Here is a 17307-nt window from a genome sequence, read left to right as displayed (position 1 = left end):
CTCAATAGCTCGATGCAGCGGCGGGCGCGGATTGCGTGCCGCTGAGCACGGCAAGAATGTCGTCGAGCAATCCGGATGCGCCGAAGCGGAACGTGGATGGCATTGGCCAGTCCGGCGCCATGATCGTTTCTGCAAGGCTCAGGTAAAGCGCTACGTCTGCCACCGAACCGATGCCACCCGCCGGCTTGAAGCCGACCTTGCGGCCGCTCTGGCGAATGACCCGCAGCATGATGTCGGCAGCTTCCAGGGTCGCATTGACGGCGACCTTGCCGGTGGAGGTCTTGATGAAGTCGGCACCCGCCTCGATGGCGAGTTCGGAGGCACGACGGATCAGCGCCGCATCCTTTATCTCGCCGGTCTCGAGAATGACCTTCAGCAGGATCGGGTCCTTGCACTCGGCTCGGACCGCCGCAACCATGTCGGTGACAGCCTTGCCGCTACCGGTCATGAATTTGCGATAGGGGATGACGAGGTCGATTTCGTCGGCGCCGTCGGCGATCGCCTCGCGTGTTTCGGCGGCAACGTCGGCCACTTCCATATCGCCCGACGGGAAATTGACCACAGTCGCAATCCGCACCGGATGACCCGTGCCGAGAACTGCGCGAGCGCGGGCAACGAAGCGCGGCCAGATGCAGATCGCCGCCGTGTTGCCATAGGGGGTTTGGGCGCGCGCACACAGCGCGTCGATCTGCGCCTCGGTGCAGTCATCCTTGAGGTTGGTAAGATCGAGGAGGGAGAGGGCGACGGCGGCCGTTTCCTTGCTGGAATGGTTGGTCATTATTCGCGTTCTCCTGCAATCATTTCCTTCAGTATGGCGGCGAGGCGCGCACCGCCGATCGGAGCCATATCCTTGGTCTCCTCATGGCTCAGTTCGCCGCCGGTCATGCCGGCTCCATAGTTGGTGATTACAGACGCCGCCGCAACCCTTAAGCCAAGCATTCGCGCGATAATCACTTCCGGCACGGTCGACATGCCGACGGCATCGGCGCCGAGGATACGGGCCATGCGGATTTCGGCGGGTGTTTCGAAGCTTGGGCCTGAGAACCACATGTAGACGCCTTGCGACAAGGCGATACCGAGCTTCTCCGCAGCATTGCGCATCCTGTCGGCGAGAGCTGCATCATAAGCACTCGTCATGCCGACAAAACGACGATCGCTTTCCTCGCCGATCAGCGGATTCATGCCGGAATAGTTGATGTGATCGCTAATCTGCATCACCGAGCCAGGAGGCATGTCGTCTCGGAGCGACCCTGCGGAATTGGTCAGGACTAGCGTCTCGACGCCTAGACCTTTGAGCACCTCGATCGGCAGCCGCATCGCGCTGGCATCGCCCTTCTCGTAGAAATGGACGCGACCGGACAGCATGATGACGGGCACACCGCCAAGCAAACCCGCGACGACTTCTCCGGCGTGGCCCGAAACCGCGCTGACAGGAAAGCCCGGCAAGTCGTGATAAGGGATGCGATGCGCATCAGTCATCTCGCCGACCAGCGAGCCGAGACCGGAACCAAGCACGATGCCGTAGCGCGGCGAAAGGCCGCCGAGCCTTCCGGCAAGCACGTCGAGAGCGGCACTCATCCGAGTTCGGTCTCGAAGCTGAACGGCAGCAACTCTTCCATGGTCATCGTCTTCTTCACGCCGACCTCATCGCAGAGGTAGATCTTCGTGTCCTTGGAGGCGAACTCCGAGATCTTCTGCCGGCAGCCGCCGCAGGGCGGGCAGAGCGGCAGCTTTTCGGCGATCACGGCCATTTCGACGATCTTCTTGGCGCCGGCCATGATCATGGCGCTGATGGCGGTTGGCTCCGCACACCAGCCTTGCGGGAAAGACAGGTTCTCGATATTGGCGCCGGCGTAGACCTTGCCGTCCTCGGCGCGGATCGCGGCGCCGACGGGGAACTTCGAGTAGGGGGCATGAGCGAAAGCCATGGCACCGCGAGCGGCCTCGAAAAGATCGTGGGACATGTTCTCAGCGTTCCTTCGTATAGGGCACACCACCCGCTTTCGGCGGGATTGCCACGCCGATGAAGCCGGCGAGCAGGATGCAGGTCAGGATATAGGGCAATGCCTGGAAGATCTGTACCGGCACTTCGCCGATCAGCGGAACCTGCTTGCCCTGCATGAAGTTTGCCAGCGCATCGAGGAAGCCGAAGAGCAGGCAGGCGAACATGACGGGCACCGGTCTCCACTTCGCAAAGACCAGTGCCGCAAGTGCAATGTAGCCCTTACCGGCCGACATATCCTTGATGAAGGCAGCCGACTGCGCGATCGACAGATAGGTCCCCGAGAAGCCGCAGAGGATGCCGGCGCACATGACCGCGCGATAGCGCAGCCAGCCCACCGAAATGCCGGCCGTATCGACCGCGCCCGGATTTTCGCCGACGGCGCGCAGCCGCAGGCCGAAGCGGGTGCGATAGAGGATCCACCAAGAAAGCGGAACCGCAAGAAAAGCGAGGTAGGTCAGGATATTGTTGCCTGAGATCACGTTCGCGTAGAGCGGGCCAATGATCGGAACTTCACGGACGGCATCGGCGCCCGGCAGCACGATCGGCGCAAAGCGGGCTTCCTGAGTTAGCTGTGGCGTACGGCCGCCCTGGCCGAACCAGGCGCCCCCAAGGACGATTGTGATACCGGCGACGAAGAAGTTGATCGCAACGCCCGAGATGATCTGGTTGCCGCGATTGGTGATCGAGGCGAAGCCGTGGACGAGGCTGAGCGCCACGGAGCAAATGATGCCAGCACCGAGGCCGAGCCATGCCGAGTCCGTCAGGTAGGCGACGCAGGCTGCCGCAAAGGCAGAGCCGAGCATTTTACCCTCGAGGCCGATATCGAAGATGCCGGCGCGTTCGGAGAACAGACCAGCCAGCGCCGTGAAGATCAGCGGGATCGACAGACGGATCGTGGAGCTCAGAACGCTGATGAAGATGTCAAAATAATCCATCGTCCGTTCCCCTCACGCGGCCTTGAACTGTTGATAGACGCGAACCATCGCGGGGCGGAACATGTATTCGAGCGCACCGGCGAAGAGGATAACAAGACCCTGAATGACCAGGATCATTTCGCGCGTGATGTTGGGCATCTCGAAGGAGATCCAATCGCCACCCTGATAGAGGATGCCAAAGAGGATCGCCGAGAAGATGATCCCGACCGGATGATTTCTCCCCATCAGTGACACGGCGATGCCTACGAAACCGGCGCCGCCCACGAACTCGACCTGCAGGCGGGCCGAGGATCCCATGACCGGGTTCAACGCCATCATGCCGGCGAGCGCCCCTGACAGCAGCATCGCGGTCATGACGATGCGGGCGTACGGGATGCCGGCATAGGCCGCCGCGCTGTGGCTGACGCCAAGGGTGCGCATCTCGAAGCCGAGCTTGGTGCGCCAGATCAGCAGCCAGACGAAATAGGAGGCAACGAGGGCAATGAGGAAAGAGACGTTGAACGGTGCTGCGCCGAGCTTGGCACCGAACAGGTTCATCAACCAGCCGAGTTTCGGCAACTGGCCGCCTTCCAGGAAGGTGCGGGTTTCCGGCGCCATCTTGCCGGGGACGATCAGAACGTGCACCAGCAGATACACCATCAGCGCCGCGCCGATATAGTTGAACATGATGGTGGTGATGACGATGTGGCTGCCGCGCTTTGCCTGCAGGAAGGCGGGGATGAAGGCCCAGGCGGCGCCAAACAGGCCGGCACCCACCACGGCCACCGGCATGGTGACATACCAGGGGACATAGTGGTCGAGCGCCAGCGCAACCAACGCGCAGCCGAGACCGCCAAGATACGCTTGCCCTTCCGAACCGATGTTGAACAGGCCAGCATGAATGGCGACCGCAACGGAGAGGCCGGTGAAGATGAAGCTCGTCGCATAATAGAGCGTAAAACCAATGCCTTCGCCGCTGCCGAGTGCGCCCTCGATCAGCAGCGACAGGGCCGCAAGCGGGCTTTCGCCGATCAGCCAGACGACGAAGCCGGAGATCAGGAAGGCGACAAGCAGATTCAACAGCGGAATGAGGCCGTAGTTGATCCAATTTGGAAGTGGAACTGAAGCAGTGCTCATCAAGGCCTCACGCGGCAATGCCGGCCATCATCAGGCCGAGGGTCTGTTCACCGGCATCGGGCGTCTTCTCGCCGACGACATGGCCGGCAAACATGACAAGGATACGGTCTGAAAGGGCGCGGATTTCGTCGAGCTCGACGGAGACGAGCAGGATCGCCTTGCCCGCATCGCGCATCTCGATGATCCGGCGGTGGATGAATTCGATGGCGCCGATATCGACGCCGCGCGTCGGCTGGCCGATGATCAGCGCCGTCGGATCGCGCTCGATTTCGCGGGCGACGACGATCTTCTGCTGGTTGCCACCGGAGAAGTTCGCGGTCTTCAGCCGCGGGTTCGGCGGGCGGATGTCGTATTTTTCGATCTTCTCCATGGCGTCCCTACGGATCGCGTCGAGATCGAGCAGCGGGCCCTTGCTGTAGCCGGGATTGCGGTGGTAGCCGAGAACGGAATTCTCGTACTCCTCGAATTTCAGCACCAGCCCCATGTGATGCCGGTCCTCGGGGATGTGGGCTAGGCCGAGCTCGCGCAACCGCGCCGGATCGGCTTTGTCGATCGGCTGACCGTCGAGGAAGATCTCGCCGGAATGCGGCTTGCGGATGCCTGCTATCGCCTCCAGCAATTCGGACTGCCCATTGCCGGCGACGCCGGCAATGCCGACGATCTCGCCGGCACGGACGTCGAAGGATACGTTGTCGACCATGATGACGCCGCGGTTGTCCTTGACCGTGAGATTGCGAACCGACAGGATCACCTTACCCGGATTGGCTTCACCCTTCTGCACGCGCAGCAGGACACGGCGACCGACCATCAGTTCGGCAAGCTCCTCGACCGTGGTTTCGGAGGTCTTGCGGGTCGCCACCATCTCGCCGCGGCGCATGACCGACACCGTGTCGGTGATCGCCATAATCTCGCGCAGCTTGTGGGTGATCAGAATGACGGTCTTGCCCTGGTCGCGAAGGACGCGAAGGATCTTGAAAAGATGGTCCGCTTCAGCAGGTGTCAGCACGCCCGTCGGCTCGTCGAGGATCAGGATTTCGGCGCCGCGGTACATGGCCTTGAGGATCTCGACGCGTTGCTGTAGCCCGACCGGAAGCTCTTCGATCAGCGCATCCGGGTTCACTTCGAGGCCGTAGTCCTTCTCCAGGCGGCGCAGCTCGGCGCGCGCGGAAGAAACGCCCCTGGCGAGCAGCGCGCCGCCTTCGGCGCCAAGCATGACGTTCTCAAGCACGGTAAAATTATCGACCAGCATGAAGTGCTGGTGCACCATCCCGATCCCGGCTGCGATTGCAGCCTGGCTGTCCTTGATGGTGACGGGATTGCCGTTGACGCGGATCTCGCCGCTATCGGCATGGTAGAAACCATAGATGATCGACATCAAGGTCGATTTGCCGGCACCGTTTTCCCCGATGATGCCGTGAATCGTACCCTTGGCGACGGTAAGATTGATGTCCTTGTTGGCGTGAACGGCACCGAATTTCTTGTCGATGCCCACAAGTTCGATAGCGGGCGTGTCTGTCACAGCAGGCTCCAAATACGAAAAGGGCGTATGACGGAGCGACTCCGCCATACGCCCGTCTCAGTCACGGATCACTTCGGGCAAGCATTGTCCGTCGTGTAGTCGTGAACCTTGATGGTTCCCGCAATGATGCCTTCCTTGGCCTTGTCGAGCGCGGCCTGCATGTCAGGCGTGATCAGCGCCTTGTTGTTGTCGTCCATGGCGGCGGCAACGCCGTCTTCCTTAACGCCGAGCGCCAGGACGCCGGCCGTGAACTTGTCGCCCTTGACGTCGCTGAAGCCGTTGTAGACGGCAAGGTCGACGCGCTTGACCATCGAGGTCAGGACGGAGCCCGGATGCAGGTGGTTCTGGTTGCTGTCGACGCCGATCGAGAGCTTCTTGTTGTCAGCGGCCGTCTGCAACACGCCGAGGCCCGTCGCACCTGCTGCCGCGTAGATGACATCAGCGCCCTGATCGATCTGGTTCTTGGTGAGTTCGCCACCACGGACCGGGTCGTTCCAGGCAGCGCCCGTCGTGCCGGTCATGTTCTGGAACACCTCGATATCGGATTTGACGGAGCGTGCGCCCTGCTCGTAGCCGCATTCGAACTTGCGGATCAGCGGGATGTCCATGCCGCCGACGAAGCCGACCTTGCCGGACTTCGATGCGAGGCCTGCGAGAGTGCCAACGAGGAAGGAGCCTTCTTCTTCCTTGTAAACGACCGAACGAACGTTTGGCTTGTCGACGACGGCGTCAACGATGACGAACTTCGTGTCGGGGAATTCAGCTGCGACCTTCTCGATGGCCGAGGTCCAGGCGAAGGAGACGGCAATAACCGGGTTGAAGCCACGGCTTGCGAAGTTGCGGATTGCCTGCTCGCCCTGCGTGTCACCGGTCGGCTCGAAGTCGCGATAGGCGATACCGGTTTCTTTCTTGAACTTCTCAGCGCCATTAAAGGCTGCTTCGTTAAAAGACTTATCGAACTTCCCGCCGGTGCCGTAAACGAGCGCCGGCTTGACGTCCGCGGCCAGCGCCGTCGTGGACATGGCAGCCACGGCCAGGAGAGTCAGAAGGGATTTTTTCATGAGTTGCAGCCCTATTGTTTCTATTTGTTTGGGTCCTCCCGCAAGCCTGTTTCAGGCATGTCTGCGGAACCACCGACCTCCCCCCGGAGGCCTGGCTGGGCGCATCCTTGCATGGCTCAAAAAAAAATTCACGAGAAATTTTTCGACTGGTAAAAATTTGCCGCAATTGCCAAAAATCAGCTCAGGCGGGCTGTTTTTTGCACAAAATCATCGTTGGGTTGCGATTTTTCTAGCCAACCCCGGAACTGGTCGACGCTATTTGTTATGCTGCAAATCGGCCAGCCGCAGGCGATCTCTTGTAGCCTGCCATCCACAACAGCAGCGACAACACCAGGAACACGGCGAATGCTGGCTGAAGCATCAGCCATTGGAAGGCAAGCGTGTAAAAGCGCGGGTGGATATAATAGGCGATGCTCGATTGCAGGCTTTCCAGCGAGGAGGGGCTGAGGTCCTGCCATGCGTCGCCCATGGGGGTAATGACCACGGAAGAGGCGGCAACGGACTGGATGGAATCGACCGTTCCGGCGATGACGGCAACGGCCAGCGCGACAAGACTCGTCAAACGCAAAAGGAAACGCATCGAACTCTCCGGCGATCAAACATGGCAGGCATTTTCCCGGCCAGCCGCGCCATTCGTCAACCTCTACAAAAGATAGTGATGGAGGGGTGGAGCTGCAATGGAGGGCGTGAGCGCACTTTTACCGGAAGAAGTCAAAAAACTGTTAGATTTGGGTTGATCGACAGAAATTCATCGGTATATATCGCGGCCGTTCCGACGATTTGCATCTTCGCCGATGCAGACCGCCAAAGGACAGGTGGCCGAGTGGTTGAAGGCGCACGCCTGGAACGCGTGTGTACGTGAAAGCGTACCGAGGGTTCGAATCCCTCTCTGTCCGCCAAATATCTTCTGAAGATACTTGTTTTTACTAGAATAGTTTCTTTGGCGTCCGTCAGGTCCGCCGTTCAGCCCGCGGCCGGTCCACGGCTGAGTTTGTCGCTACCTGCGTCGACAGAGCTGCCGCTTCGCTAATGCGGACAGAGCGCCTCGCTCCGTTGGAGCAAACGCGTCGCCCCCCGTTAACGTAGAATTCCAGCAGGGAAGAGGGCCACCCAGCGACCAGCGTTCATGGGCTGCCATCCGAATCAGCTATCTTCTAATCACCGTCGGAGCCCGCCGAGGTAACCCTTGCCTCGGTTTCCGAGGAGGCGGTTGACGCGGGCGCTGGAGCTTTGCGACGCTTGAGGTATTCCTCGAAGCGCTGAAGAACGACATAGAAGGAAGGCACGAAGAGGACTGCAAGGCAGGTCGAGGCAAGCATGCCGCTGAACACGGAGATGCCGATCGACCGGCGTGCGTTGGCGCCCGCGCCTGTAGCAAGGACCAGCGGAAGCACCCCGAGGATGAAGGCGAAGGATGTCATCAAGATCGGGCGGAAGCGCAGGCGCGCCGCCTCCACGGCTGCTTCCAGGATTTCCATCCCCTGCATGCGTTGCTCGCGGGCATACTCAACGATCAGGATCGCGTTCTTGGAGGCGAGCGCAATCAGCAGGATAACGCCGATCTGGGTATAGAGGTTATTGGCAACGCCGATCGCCATGAGTGCGCCGACCGTACCAAGTAGCGCCAGAGGCACCGCCAGCAGCACAGCGAGGGGCAGGATCCAGCTTTCATATTGGCCGGCGAGCACGAAATAGACGAGCAGTATGGCGAGTGCGAAGACGAAGTAGATCTGCGAACCGACGGCTTTTTCCTGGTAGGACATTGCCGTCCAGTCGAAGCCAGCGGTCGGGGGCAGTGTATTGCTGGCGATCTGCTCCATCACGTCGAGCGCCTGGCCGGAGCTAAAGCCCGTCGCCGCCCCGCCAACGATCGTGGCGCTGGGATAGAGGTTGTAGAGACTGATCAGGGACGGACCCTGCATGGGAGTGACGTCGACCACGGTTCCTAGCGGCACCATGGTGCCGTTGCCCGCCTTGACCATCAGCCTGCGGATGTCCTCAGGGCTGACGCGCGCGTCGGGCGAGGCCTGCACATAGACCTGGAAGGTGCGGCCGAATTTGCTGAACTGCGTCACATAGCTGGAGCCCACATAGCCGGAAAGCGCGGAGAAGACCTGGCCGACTTCAATGCCAAGGGTCTCGGCCTTGATCCGATCGACGGTGACCGCTAATTGCGGCACGCCGGCGCGGAAGCTGGTGCTCAGCCGTTGTAGAGCGGACTGGCTGTTGCCGTTGCTGACGATACTGTTGGCCAGAGATTCGAGGAGGGGGTAATCGAAGTCGCCATTGCGGATCTCCACCTGCATGGTGAAGCCGCTGGCATTGCCGATGCCCTGGATGGGGGGCGGCACGAGCACAAGTGTATTGGCGTTGAGCACCTCCTTCAGCGCGCCGTTCAGATGCTCGTAGATCGACAGTAGGTCCTGCCCCTTCTCCTTCTCGCGCGCGCCCCAATCCTTCAGTACGACATAGGCAACGCCTGCGTTCGGCAGGCTGGCATTGTTATCAAGCACCGAAATGCCGCTGATGGTCAGTACGTTTTCGACCCCCGGTGTCGCCGCGGCGATCGTGCCGACCTGTTGCAAGACTTGATCGGTTCGCTCCTTGGAGGCTCCGTCGGGCAACTGAGCGCCGATGAGCACATAGCCCTGATCCTCGACCGGCAGGAAGGCGGTCGGCAGGCGGGCCAGACCCCAGCCAGCCACCGCGATTAGCGCGAGCGCTATCACGACCATCAGGCCGCTGTGGTGCACCATCCGGCCGATCAGGCCGGCGTAACGGCGCTCGATCGGATCGTAGGCGCGGTTGAAGGCCCGGTAGAGGAAGTTGCGCTGTTCCGGCGGGATGGGTGGCCGCAGCCAAAGGGCACACTGCGTCGGCTTCAGCGTCATGGCGTTGATGGCGCTGATGAGGGCGGTGGCGGCAATTACAAGGGCGAATTGCCGATAGAGCTGCCCGGTTAGACCCGGCAGGAACGCTGCGGGAATGAAGACCGACATCAGCACCAGCGTGATGCCGATCACCGGCCCTAACAACTCATCCATCGCTTTCTCGGCGGCTTCGCGACCCGGCAGGCCCCTCTCGACGTGGCGAGCGACGCCTTCGACGATAACGATGGCGTCGTCGACGACGATGCCGATGGCAAGGACGATGGCAAAGAGGGTCGACAGATTGACGGTGAAGCCGAGGGCGGCCATGGCCGCGAAGGCGCCGATGATCGTCACCGGCACCGTGGTTGCCGGCACAAGCGTCGCCCGCCAGTCCTGCAGGAAAACGAGAATGACGATCAGCACCAGAACACCCGCCTCGATAAGCGTCTTGTAGACTTCGTCGATCGAGGCAGTGACGAACTTTGTGGTGTCGAAGGGCATCTGGTATTGCAATCCCGGCGGAAAGCTCTTGGAGAGCTCGGCCATCTTGACGCCCACCTCCTGGGCGACGGTAAGAGCATTGGCTTCCGGCAGCTGGAATATGCCGATGCCGGTCGCGGGATGACCGTTCTGCATGAAGGTCTGGCTGTAGGTCTGGGCACCCAGCTCGACCCGACCGATGTCCCGGATGCGCGTAATGCGGCCACCGTTCTCGGCATCGACCTTGACGATGATGTTTTCGAAGTCGGGCGCCTCGCTGAGGCGGCCATTGACGTTCAGCGTGTATTGGAAATCCTGGCCGGTCGGCACCGGCGGTATGCCGATCTGGCCGGCCGCCACCTCCTGGCTCTGTTGCTGCACGACGGAGATCACGTCGTTCGGCGTCAGGCCCCGTGCCTGCAGAAGATTGGGATCCATCCAGATGCGCATCGCGTACTGGCCCGCGCCGAAAACCGTGACGCTGCCGACGCCCGGTAGACGCGAGAGCTCGCTTTGCAGGTTGATGACCGCATAGTTGGAGAGGAAGAGACTGTCGAAGCGGTTGTCCGGCGAGGTCAGAGTGACGAAGCCGAGGATGGACGTCGATTTCTTCTGCGTGGTTACACCCTGCAGCTGCACGGCCTGCGGCAGCGACGACATGGCGATTGCCACGCGGTTTTGGACGAGCACCTGCGCCTGGTCTGGATCGGTGCCGATGGCAAAGGTGACGTTCAACGAGTAGGTGCCGTCGCTGGCGCTCGTCGATTGCATGTAGATCATGTCTTGAACGCCGTTCACCTGCTGCTCGATCGGCAATGCGACGGTATCGACGAGCGTCTTGGCGCTGGCGCCGGGATAGCGCGTCGTCACCGATACGGTCGGCGGAACGACGTTCGGATATTGCGCGACGGGCAGCTGGATCAACGCCACGGCGCCGATCAGCACCATGACCAGAGCGAGAACGTTGGCCAGTACCGGCCGCTCGATGAAAAAGCGCGAGATCATGGCTTGGCTGCTTCCGCAGCAGAGGGTGCAGGCGTATCGGTCCGGGGCACGACTGTTGCATGGGGAGCAGAGGTTGCGTCCTCGCCGGGATCCAGTTTGACCTTCTCCGGCGCGACTTTCGCGCCTGGAATTGCCCGCTGAATACCTTCGGCGACCACCCAGTCACCGGGATCGAGACCCTCCTCGATCACCCGTAATCTTCCCTGCCGCTGGCCAGTCTTGACTTGGCGTTGCTCGATGACGTCATCCTTGCCGAGAACCAGCACGTAGCTGCCCTGCTGGTTGGAACCGATCGATTCGTCGCGGACGTATATGCCGCCGTCGCGATGGCCGACCGGGACCCGCACGCGGGCGAAAAAGCCAGGCAGCAGGGCGCGGTCCTTGTTGTCGAGCAAGCCGCGGACCTGCAGCGTACCCGTCGAGGCATCGACCTGTGGCGCCGCATAATCAAGGCGACCCTTATGCGGATAGCCGTCTTCGCCCTGCAGGCCGATCTCGACAGGAACATTCGGAAGGTCGACTTCGCGGAATGTCTTGCCCTGCCGTGCCAAATCCTGCTTGATCGCCAGGACCTGCGGTTCGCTGACGTTGAAATAGACATAAATCGGATCTAGCTGGACGATCGTGGCAAGCTTGGTCGGTCCGGCAACGCCGACAAGCGCGCCGACATCCACGAGATGAGCGCTCACCACGCCGTCGAAAGGCGCCAGAACACGGGTATAGCCGAGATTGATCTCCGCCAGTTGCAGGCTCGCCTGGGCGTTGAGGATGTTCGCGTTCGCTTCATCATAGGCGGCCGTCGCGGTGTCCACATTGGTCTGGGTGGTGGCCTGCTGCTTTATGAGCGCCAGCTGTCGTTGGTACTCCTGCTGACGCCCGACCTGGGAGGCTTTCGCGGAAGTCAGCGATGCCTGCGCCTGATCGCGCTGCGCCGTATAGGTATTGCTCTGGATCGAGAAGAGCTGATCACCCTGTTTGACCGACGCGCCATCACGGTAGTCAATCGTGTCGAGGAACCCTTGGACGCGTGCCTCGATGTCGACGCTGTTAAAGGCAGCGGTATTGCCGGTCAGCTCGAAATAGGTGGTTACCGGCTGCACCAGCGGCTGGGCCACATGGACCACCGGCGGTGGTGGCGGAACGTATTCGTTCTTGCTGCCGTCACACGCGGATAGTGCTGCCGTTGCAGCAAGCGTGATCGATAATTGTAGGCTTCGATACAATTTACCACGCATTTTGCCGCCTCAACCGCTTCAACGCCTCAGCTGTAATGCACGTGCGCCTCGCCTTTGAACGACCAGTATCTCCCCCGGCGAAGTAGACACTAATATTCCTGTAGATCGCTGAAGTTGCAATAGCTTAAACACGGCGGCTGCTAAGGCGCGCCCAGGAGTGCTGCCAGCCGGTTGCACTGCCGTCTCGCCTGGCCACCGTGTCCACCCAAAAGAGGCCATCCAGTCCCGACACGATCGAAGGGGGTGAAAGCGGGAGAGTCGCGGCCGTACCCAAGGGTGAGCATCAATCACATTCGAAAGCCGGCTCCAGTAGAAAGTACTTGCATCAACCGACCGGTCAGTCAATTATGGGCCGTACGCGGGAGGAAATCCGCATCGAGACTATGTTCTACCGTCACCGGGCGCCGCTGGAAGTGGCATTGCCGGCCGCTTGGGCGTGGCTTCTGGCGGAGATGGCCGGCAGGGGGTGGAGGTATATCCAGCGCCCGCGACGGGTAACGTGATACGATCCCATGCAAGCCATCTGCAAAGGCCAGGGAGGGCATGATGCAGTCACTGATAACACCAGTCCATAAACCGGTTCCGGTGGAAATTCTGCAGGCGGAGCTGCGCAAGGTTTGCGGTGCCTTCGATCTCGAGCCGATGGGCCGCGACGGTACCATGGCCGGTGATGTTGCGAGCCGCCGCATCGGCTACTTCGAGACGGCCGTGGTCGGGCTCGACGCGCGCCATGTCAGCCGCAGCACCCGCTCGATCCGGCAGGACCCGGGCGAGCATCTCTTCCTTCTGATCCAGGACGAGGGCCACTGCCGCGTCGAGCAGAGCGAAAAGACGGCCACACTTTTGCCCGGCGATATGTTCCTTGTCGATTCCGTACTGCCGTCCTCCTTTGTCTATGACGGCGTACGCTCCAGCCAGGTGTCGCTGCACATGCCGCGCCACGAAATGCTGCACCGCTTTGGCAAGGAATGCACCGGTGGCGTCGCGATCAGCCGCGACGACCCGCTGTGGGTCGCCATGCGCGCGGTGCTGACGAAAATGCTCGCCGAGCCGGGCGCGACGACGCAGCTCGGCGAAGCCTTCTTCTGCCTGATGGGCGCGTATCTCCAGGGTATCCGGACCCAGGAGAAGGCGCGGCCGGCCGAAACGCTGCTGTCGCGGGCGCTCGCCCTGATCGATCGCCACTGCGCCGATCCTGGTTTCGGCCCGAGCGAACTTGCCCGCCGCCTCAATGTCTCCGAACGCATGCTGCAGCGGCATTTCCAGACGCTCGGCGAGACGCCCGGCCACCGGCTGCTCGGTCGCCGGCTGGAGCTTGCGCGTGCGCGCCTTGGCGCGCCGCAGCAAGGCCAGGGCGGACAGGGAATCGCGGGCATCGCCTTCGATGCCGGCTTTAACGACCTTTCCTACTTCTACCGCGAGTTCCGCAAAAAATACGGCATCACGCCGGGCGCAGTTGTCCGCAGCCCTGTCGAGCGCTGCCATTGACGGATTTGTCCAATGCGCTGGACGGCCCCGTCCAAGTGGGGCTCGAGCACTTCGTATAGGCTATCCCGCCAATAGTCCTGCATGAGGTGGGGCTTGAAGGGAGGAGGCGATCATGACGCTGCACAGCGCGACGATCAACGGTAAGCCGGTCAACGGCCAAAAGACTTTCAGCGTATTGAACCCGGCGACGGGCGAGGAAGTGGGTCGCGCGCCGAACATGGGTGCGGCCGAGCTTGACGCCGCCGTCGCCGCCGCCAAGGCCGCGTTTCCGGCCTGGTCGGCCAAGAGCGACGAAGAATTGCAGGCCGCCTGTGCCGCCGTCACCGCCCGCATCGAAGCGCATGCCGGAGAACTCGCGGAACTTCTGACCCGCGAACAGGGCAAGCCGCTGAACGGCCTGGGCTCGCGCTGGGAACTCGGCGGCACGGTTGCTTGGGCCGGCTACACGACCGGGCTTTCGCTGCCCGTCAAGGTGCTTCAGGACAACGAGCAGGGCCGCGTGGAGCTGCACCGCAAGCCCCTCGGTGTCGTGGGGTCCATCACGCCATGGAACTTCCCTGTCATGATCGCGATCTGGCATATCATGCCGGCGCTGCGCACCGGCAACACGGTGGTTGTCAAGCCGTCGCCGCTGACCCCACTTTCGACGCTGCGCCTCGTCGAGATCATGAACGAAGTGCTGCCGGCCGGCGTGCTCAACGTCGTTACCGGCGACGATACGGGCGAATTCAACCTCGGCGGCGCCATGGCAGCCCATTCGGACATCCGCAAAATCGTCTTCACCGGCTCCTGCGCCACCGGCCAGAAGGTCATGCGCTCGGCTGCCGAAACGATGAAGCGCCTGACGCTGGAACTTGGCGGCAACGACGCCGGCATCGTGCTGCCGGACGCCGATCCGGCGGCAATCGCCGAAGGTCTGTTCTGGGGCGCCTTCATCAACAACGGCCAGACCTGCGCCGCCATGAAGCGCCTCTATGTGCATGAGTCCATCCACGACGCCGTCTGCGAGGCGCTGGTCGCCTATGCGAAGAATATCCCGGTCGGTAACGGCCTTGAAGAAACGAGCGTTCTCGGGCCGATCCAGAACCGCATGCAGTTCGACAAGGTGAGCCGCCTCGTCGCCGACGCCAAGGGCCGCGGCAAGGTGCTGCTCGGCGGTGAAGCGGGCGAGGGCCTGTTCTTCCCGCCGACCATCGTCTCGGGCCTTTCGAATGGCGATGCGCTGGTCGACGAGGAGCAGTTCGGCCCGGCGCTGCCGGTGATCAAGTATTCGGACATCGAGGACGCGATCCGTATGGCCAATGACAGCCCGAACGGCCTCGGCGGCTCGGTCTGGTCCTCCGACCTCACCGCCGCCAAGAAGGTCGCGGCTCGCATGGAATGCGGTTCGGTCTGGATCAACAAGCATGGCGCAATCCAGCCGAACGCGCCCTTCGGCGGCGTCAAGGCCTCCGGCTTCGGCGTCGAGTTCGCCGTAGAGGGGCTAGAGGAATACACGGACATCCAGGTGGTGTTCGCTTGAGCATGCAAGTCCTGAGACAACAAGGGAGGAGATTATGACAATGAAGCGATATCTGGCTTCGGCCAGCCTCGTGCTGGCGCTTGGCGCGCCCGCTGCCTTCGCCCATCCGCTGGATGGCCTGACGGCGGAGGAATACCAGAAGATCAACAAGATTCTGCGCGACGAGAAGGTGGTGGACGACAATACGCTCTACCCGCTGATCGAGCTTAAGGAGCCGGCCAAGGCCGACGTGCTTTCCTGGAAGGACGGCGACAAGCCGCTCGACCGCGAGGCGAAGGTACAGCTGACGAGCCCGCAGGGCTTCAAGGAAGCCGTCGTCAACATCACCACCGGCAAGGTCGAAAGCACGACGCCGATCAAGGGCCAGCCGATGGTCCTCTTCACCGAATTCATGGACGCGCTGGCCGGCGCGCTGCAGAATCCGGACATGGTGGCGGGCCTGAAGAAGCGCGGCCTGACGCCGGAGCAGGCCTTCTGCCTGCCCCTGACGGCCGGCAACTTCTTCACCGAGGAATACAAGAATTCCCGCCTGATGAAGGTGCCCTGCTATCGTGTGCCGGATGGCTCCAACTACTACGCAAAGCCGATTGAAGGTCTCTTCGCCGTCTACGACATCGGCAAGAAGAAAGTGCTGAAGGTCATAGACAACGGTGCCATCGAAGGCCCGAAGGACAATTGGGGCTATACCGAGAAGGAAGTGGAGGCTCGCGAGCCGCTGCGCCCGAAGATGAACATGGCCACGCTTTCCAAGGAAGGCGGCCCGAACTACAAGATCACAGGCAGCCATCTCGAATGGGACCTGTGGCGCTTCAACTTCCGCGTCGACAAGCGTCCGGGCCTGGTGCTTTCCAACCTCGACGTCAAGGACGGCGACAAGTGGCGTTCGGTCATCTACCAGTCGCACCTGTCGGAAGTCTTCGTGCCCTACATGGACCCGACCGAAGGCTGGTACTGGCGCACCTACATGGATAGCGGGGAATACGGTTTCGGCCTGTTCCTGAGCCCGCTGCGCGCCGGCGTAGACTGCCCGAGCTACGCTACCTTCCTGCCGGCGACGATTGCCGACGACAAGGGCAATCCACTGACGATTCCGGATGCGATCTGCGTCTTCGAGCGCTCGATCGGTGATCCGGCCTGGCGTCACTTCGAGGTCTTCGCCCAGACGCCCGAAAAGCCGCTTCCGGCTGAAGGCCGCCCGGCCACCGAGCTGGTCGTGCGTACGGCTTCTGAAGTCGGCAACTACGACTACCTGATGGACTATCGCCTGCAGCAGGACGGCCAGATCCGCATCATGATCGGTGCAACCGGCCTTGATGCGGTGAAGGGTGTCGCATCGACCTCGATGAACGATCCGACCGCCGCTGCGGATACCGCCCACGGCACGCTGATCGCGCCCAACCTTGTGGCCGCCAACCACGACCACTACTTCAACTTCCGCATCGACTTCGACGTCGACCAGCCGGCCAACCACTTCGGCACCATGGACATCGTTCCCTCCAAGGTCGACCCGAAGAACCCGCGCCGGTCGATGTGGGAAGTGCAACACACCATGCCGAAGACGGAGATGGAAGCTCGCTATCAGCTCTCGGCGATGAAGCCGCGCTATTTCATGATCTCCGATCCGTCGCGCGAAGGCTATCTCGGCCAGGAACCGGGCTGGATGGTCCATCACGGCGACGTGGCCTACGGTCCCTTCGATTTCGCCAAGGACCCGCCGATGAAGCGCAATGCCTACATCGAGTACTCGGTTTGGAATACGGTCTACAATGCGGACCAGCAGTATGCAGGCGGCAAGTTTGCCATGCAGAGCGACGGCTCCGACACACTGCCGGAATGGGTGAAGGCGAATAAGCCTCTGATGGGCAAGGATGTCGTGACCTGGTTCACTGCAGGCTTCCACCACATCCCGCGCATGGAAGACTGGCCGGTCATGTCAACCGAGTGGAAGACCATCCACATCGAGCCGCACAACTTCTTCGCCCACAACCCGGCGCTGACGATCCGCAACGTTCCGCCTGCGATCCAGAACGCCCAACAGTAAGCGAACATACGATGACGAAGGGGCGCCCAC

13 protein-coding genes and 1 tRNA gene are annotated in these 17307 nt (G+C 61.7%); 4 read left to right on the top strand and 10 right to left on the bottom strand.

The genetic code is table 11. The features are described 5' to 3' along the window. Position 1 precedes the first annotated feature (1 nt). From deoC to C934_RS0103440, 8 genes are all read right to left on the bottom strand, one after another. Positions 2-778 carry a deoxyribose-phosphate aldolase gene (deoC, locus tag C934_RS0103475; RefSeq protein WP_018855306.1) on the bottom strand — a complete coding sequence of 259 codons (777 nt, stop codon included), beginning with the start codon at positions 776-778 and terminating at the stop codon, positions 2-4. Next, positions 778-1578, bottom strand: a complete 801-nt coding sequence (locus C934_RS0103470; protein ID WP_018855305.1) for a purine-nucleoside phosphorylase — start codon at positions 1576-1578, stop codon at positions 778-780. The genes deoC and C934_RS0103470 overlap by 1 nt, the downstream gene beginning before the upstream one ends. Next, positions 1575-1964, bottom strand: a complete 390-nt coding sequence (locus tag C934_RS0103465) for a cytidine deaminase (RefSeq protein ID WP_018855304.1) — start codon at positions 1962-1964, stop codon at positions 1575-1577. The genes C934_RS0103470 and C934_RS0103465 overlap by 4 nt, the downstream gene beginning before the upstream one ends. A 4-nt stretch (positions 1965-1968) precedes the next feature. Next, complete coding sequence (locus C934_RS0103460; RefSeq protein ID WP_018855303.1) at positions 1969-2940, bottom strand: ABC transporter permease; 972 nt, start codon at positions 2938-2940, stop codon at positions 1969-1971. Positions 2941-2952: 12 nt separating this feature from the next. Beyond that, the gene (locus C934_RS0103455) at positions 2953-4056 is read right to left on the bottom strand and encodes an ABC transporter permease (protein WP_018855302.1); all 1104 of its coding nucleotides are present in this window, start codon (positions 4054-4056) and stop codon (positions 2953-2955) included. 7 nt (positions 4057-4063) lie between these two features. Next, complete coding sequence (locus C934_RS0103450) at positions 4064-5575, bottom strand: ABC transporter ATP-binding protein (RefSeq protein WP_025659799.1); 1512 nt, start codon at positions 5573-5575, stop codon at positions 4064-4066. A 68-nt stretch (positions 5576-5643) separates the two neighbouring features. Then, the gene (locus tag C934_RS0103445; protein WP_018855300.1) at positions 5644-6636 is read right to left on the bottom strand and encodes a BMP family lipoprotein; all 993 of its coding nucleotides are present in this window, start codon (positions 6634-6636) and stop codon (positions 5644-5646) included. 262 nt (positions 6637-6898) lie between these two features. Beyond that, complete coding sequence (locus C934_RS0103440) at positions 6899-7216, bottom strand: hypothetical protein (RefSeq protein ID WP_018855299.1); 318 nt, start codon at positions 7214-7216, stop codon at positions 6899-6901. Between the two features lie 229 nt (positions 7217-7445). On the opposite strand from C934_RS0103440, the gene C934_RS0103435 reads away from it, so the two are divergent. Beyond that, a tRNA-Ser gene (locus tag C934_RS0103435) sits at positions 7446-7535 on the top strand. Between the two features lie 255 nt (positions 7536-7790). Here C934_RS0103435 and C934_RS0103430 read toward each other — a convergent pair. Together C934_RS0103430 and C934_RS31580 are read right to left on the bottom strand one after the other, a co-directional pair. Next, entirely contained in the window at positions 7791-10991 is a 3201-nt protein-coding gene (locus C934_RS0103430) for an efflux RND transporter permease subunit (protein ID WP_018855298.1), read from the bottom strand. After that, positions 10988-12226, bottom strand: a complete 1239-nt coding sequence (locus C934_RS31580; RefSeq protein WP_051085557.1) for an efflux RND transporter periplasmic adaptor subunit — start codon at positions 12224-12226, stop codon at positions 10988-10990. Before C934_RS31580 ends, C934_RS0103430 begins: the two co-directional genes overlap by 4 nt. A gap of 546 nt (positions 12227-12772) precedes the next feature. On the opposite strand from C934_RS31580, the gene C934_RS0103420 reads away from it, so the two are divergent. From C934_RS0103420 to C934_RS0103410, 3 genes are all read left to right on the top strand, one after another. Next, on the top strand, positions 12773-13714 hold the full coding sequence (locus tag C934_RS0103420; protein ID WP_018855296.1) for a helix-turn-helix domain-containing protein: 942 nt from the start codon (positions 12773-12775) through the stop codon (positions 13712-13714). Positions 13715-13826: 112 nt separating this feature from the next. After that, positions 13827-15236, top strand: coding sequence for an aldehyde dehydrogenase family protein (locus C934_RS0103415; RefSeq protein ID WP_018855295.1), 1410 nt, complete (start codon positions 13827-13829; stop codon positions 15234-15236). A gap of 40 nt (positions 15237-15276) precedes the next feature. Beyond that, positions 15277-17277 (top strand): copper amine oxidase, encoded by a 2001-nt coding sequence (locus tag C934_RS0103410; RefSeq protein ID WP_018855294.1) that lies wholly within the window; start codon positions 15277-15279, stop codon positions 17275-17277. The last annotated feature ends 30 nt before the right edge of the window (positions 17278-17307 follow it).

Source organism: Rhizobium sp. 42MFCr.1 (genome assembly GCF_000377185.1).
In the GTDB taxonomy this organism is placed as follows: Bacteria; Pseudomonadota; Alphaproteobacteria; order Rhizobiales; family Rhizobiaceae; genus Rhizobium; species Rhizobium altiplani.
This window is presented reverse-complemented; position numbering and strand designations above follow the sequence as displayed.

Bases quoted from the DNA above. Each gene is read 5' to 3' on its own strand.
- deoC (WP_018855306.1), bottom strand. From the start codon at position 778: ATGACCAACCATTCCAGCAAGGAAACGGCCGCCGTCGCCCTCTCCCTC.
- C934_RS0103470 (WP_018855305.1), bottom strand. From the start codon at position 1,578: ATGAGTGCCGCTCTCGACGTGCTTGCCGGAAGGCTCGGCGGCCTTTCG.
- C934_RS0103465 (WP_018855304.1), bottom strand. From the start codon at position 1,964: ATGTCCCACGATCTTTTCGAGGCCGCTCGCGGTGCCATGGCTTTCGCT.
- C934_RS0103460 (WP_018855303.1), bottom strand. From the start codon at position 2,940: ATGGATTATTTTGACATCTTCATCAGCGTTCTGAGCTCCACGATCCGT.
- C934_RS0103455 (WP_018855302.1), bottom strand. From the start codon at position 4,056: ATGAGCACTGCTTCAGTTCCACTTCCAAATTGGATCAACTACGGCCTC.
- C934_RS0103445 (WP_018855300.1), bottom strand. From the start codon at position 6,636: ATGAAAAAATCCCTTCTGACTCTCCTGGCCGTGGCTGCCATGTCCACG.
- C934_RS0103440 (WP_018855299.1), bottom strand. From the start codon at position 7,216: ATGCGTTTCCTTTTGCGTTTGACGAGTCTTGTCGCGCTGGCCGTTGCC.
- C934_RS0103430 (WP_018855298.1), bottom strand. From the start codon at position 10,991: ATGATCTCGCGCTTTTTCATCGAGCGGCCGGTACTGGCCAACGTTCTC.
- C934_RS31580 (WP_051085557.1), bottom strand. From the start codon at position 12,226: ATGCGTGGTAAATTGTATCGAAGCCTACAATTATCGATCACGCTTGCT.
- C934_RS0103420 (WP_018855296.1), top strand. From the start codon at position 12,773: ATGCAGTCACTGATAACACCAGTCCATAAACCGGTTCCGGTGGAAATT.
- C934_RS0103415 (WP_018855295.1), top strand. From the start codon at position 13,827: ATGACGCTGCACAGCGCGACGATCAACGGTAAGCCGGTCAACGGCCAA.
- C934_RS0103410 (WP_018855294.1), top strand. From the start codon at position 15,277: ATGAAGCGATATCTGGCTTCGGCCAGCCTCGTGCTGGCGCTTGGCGCG.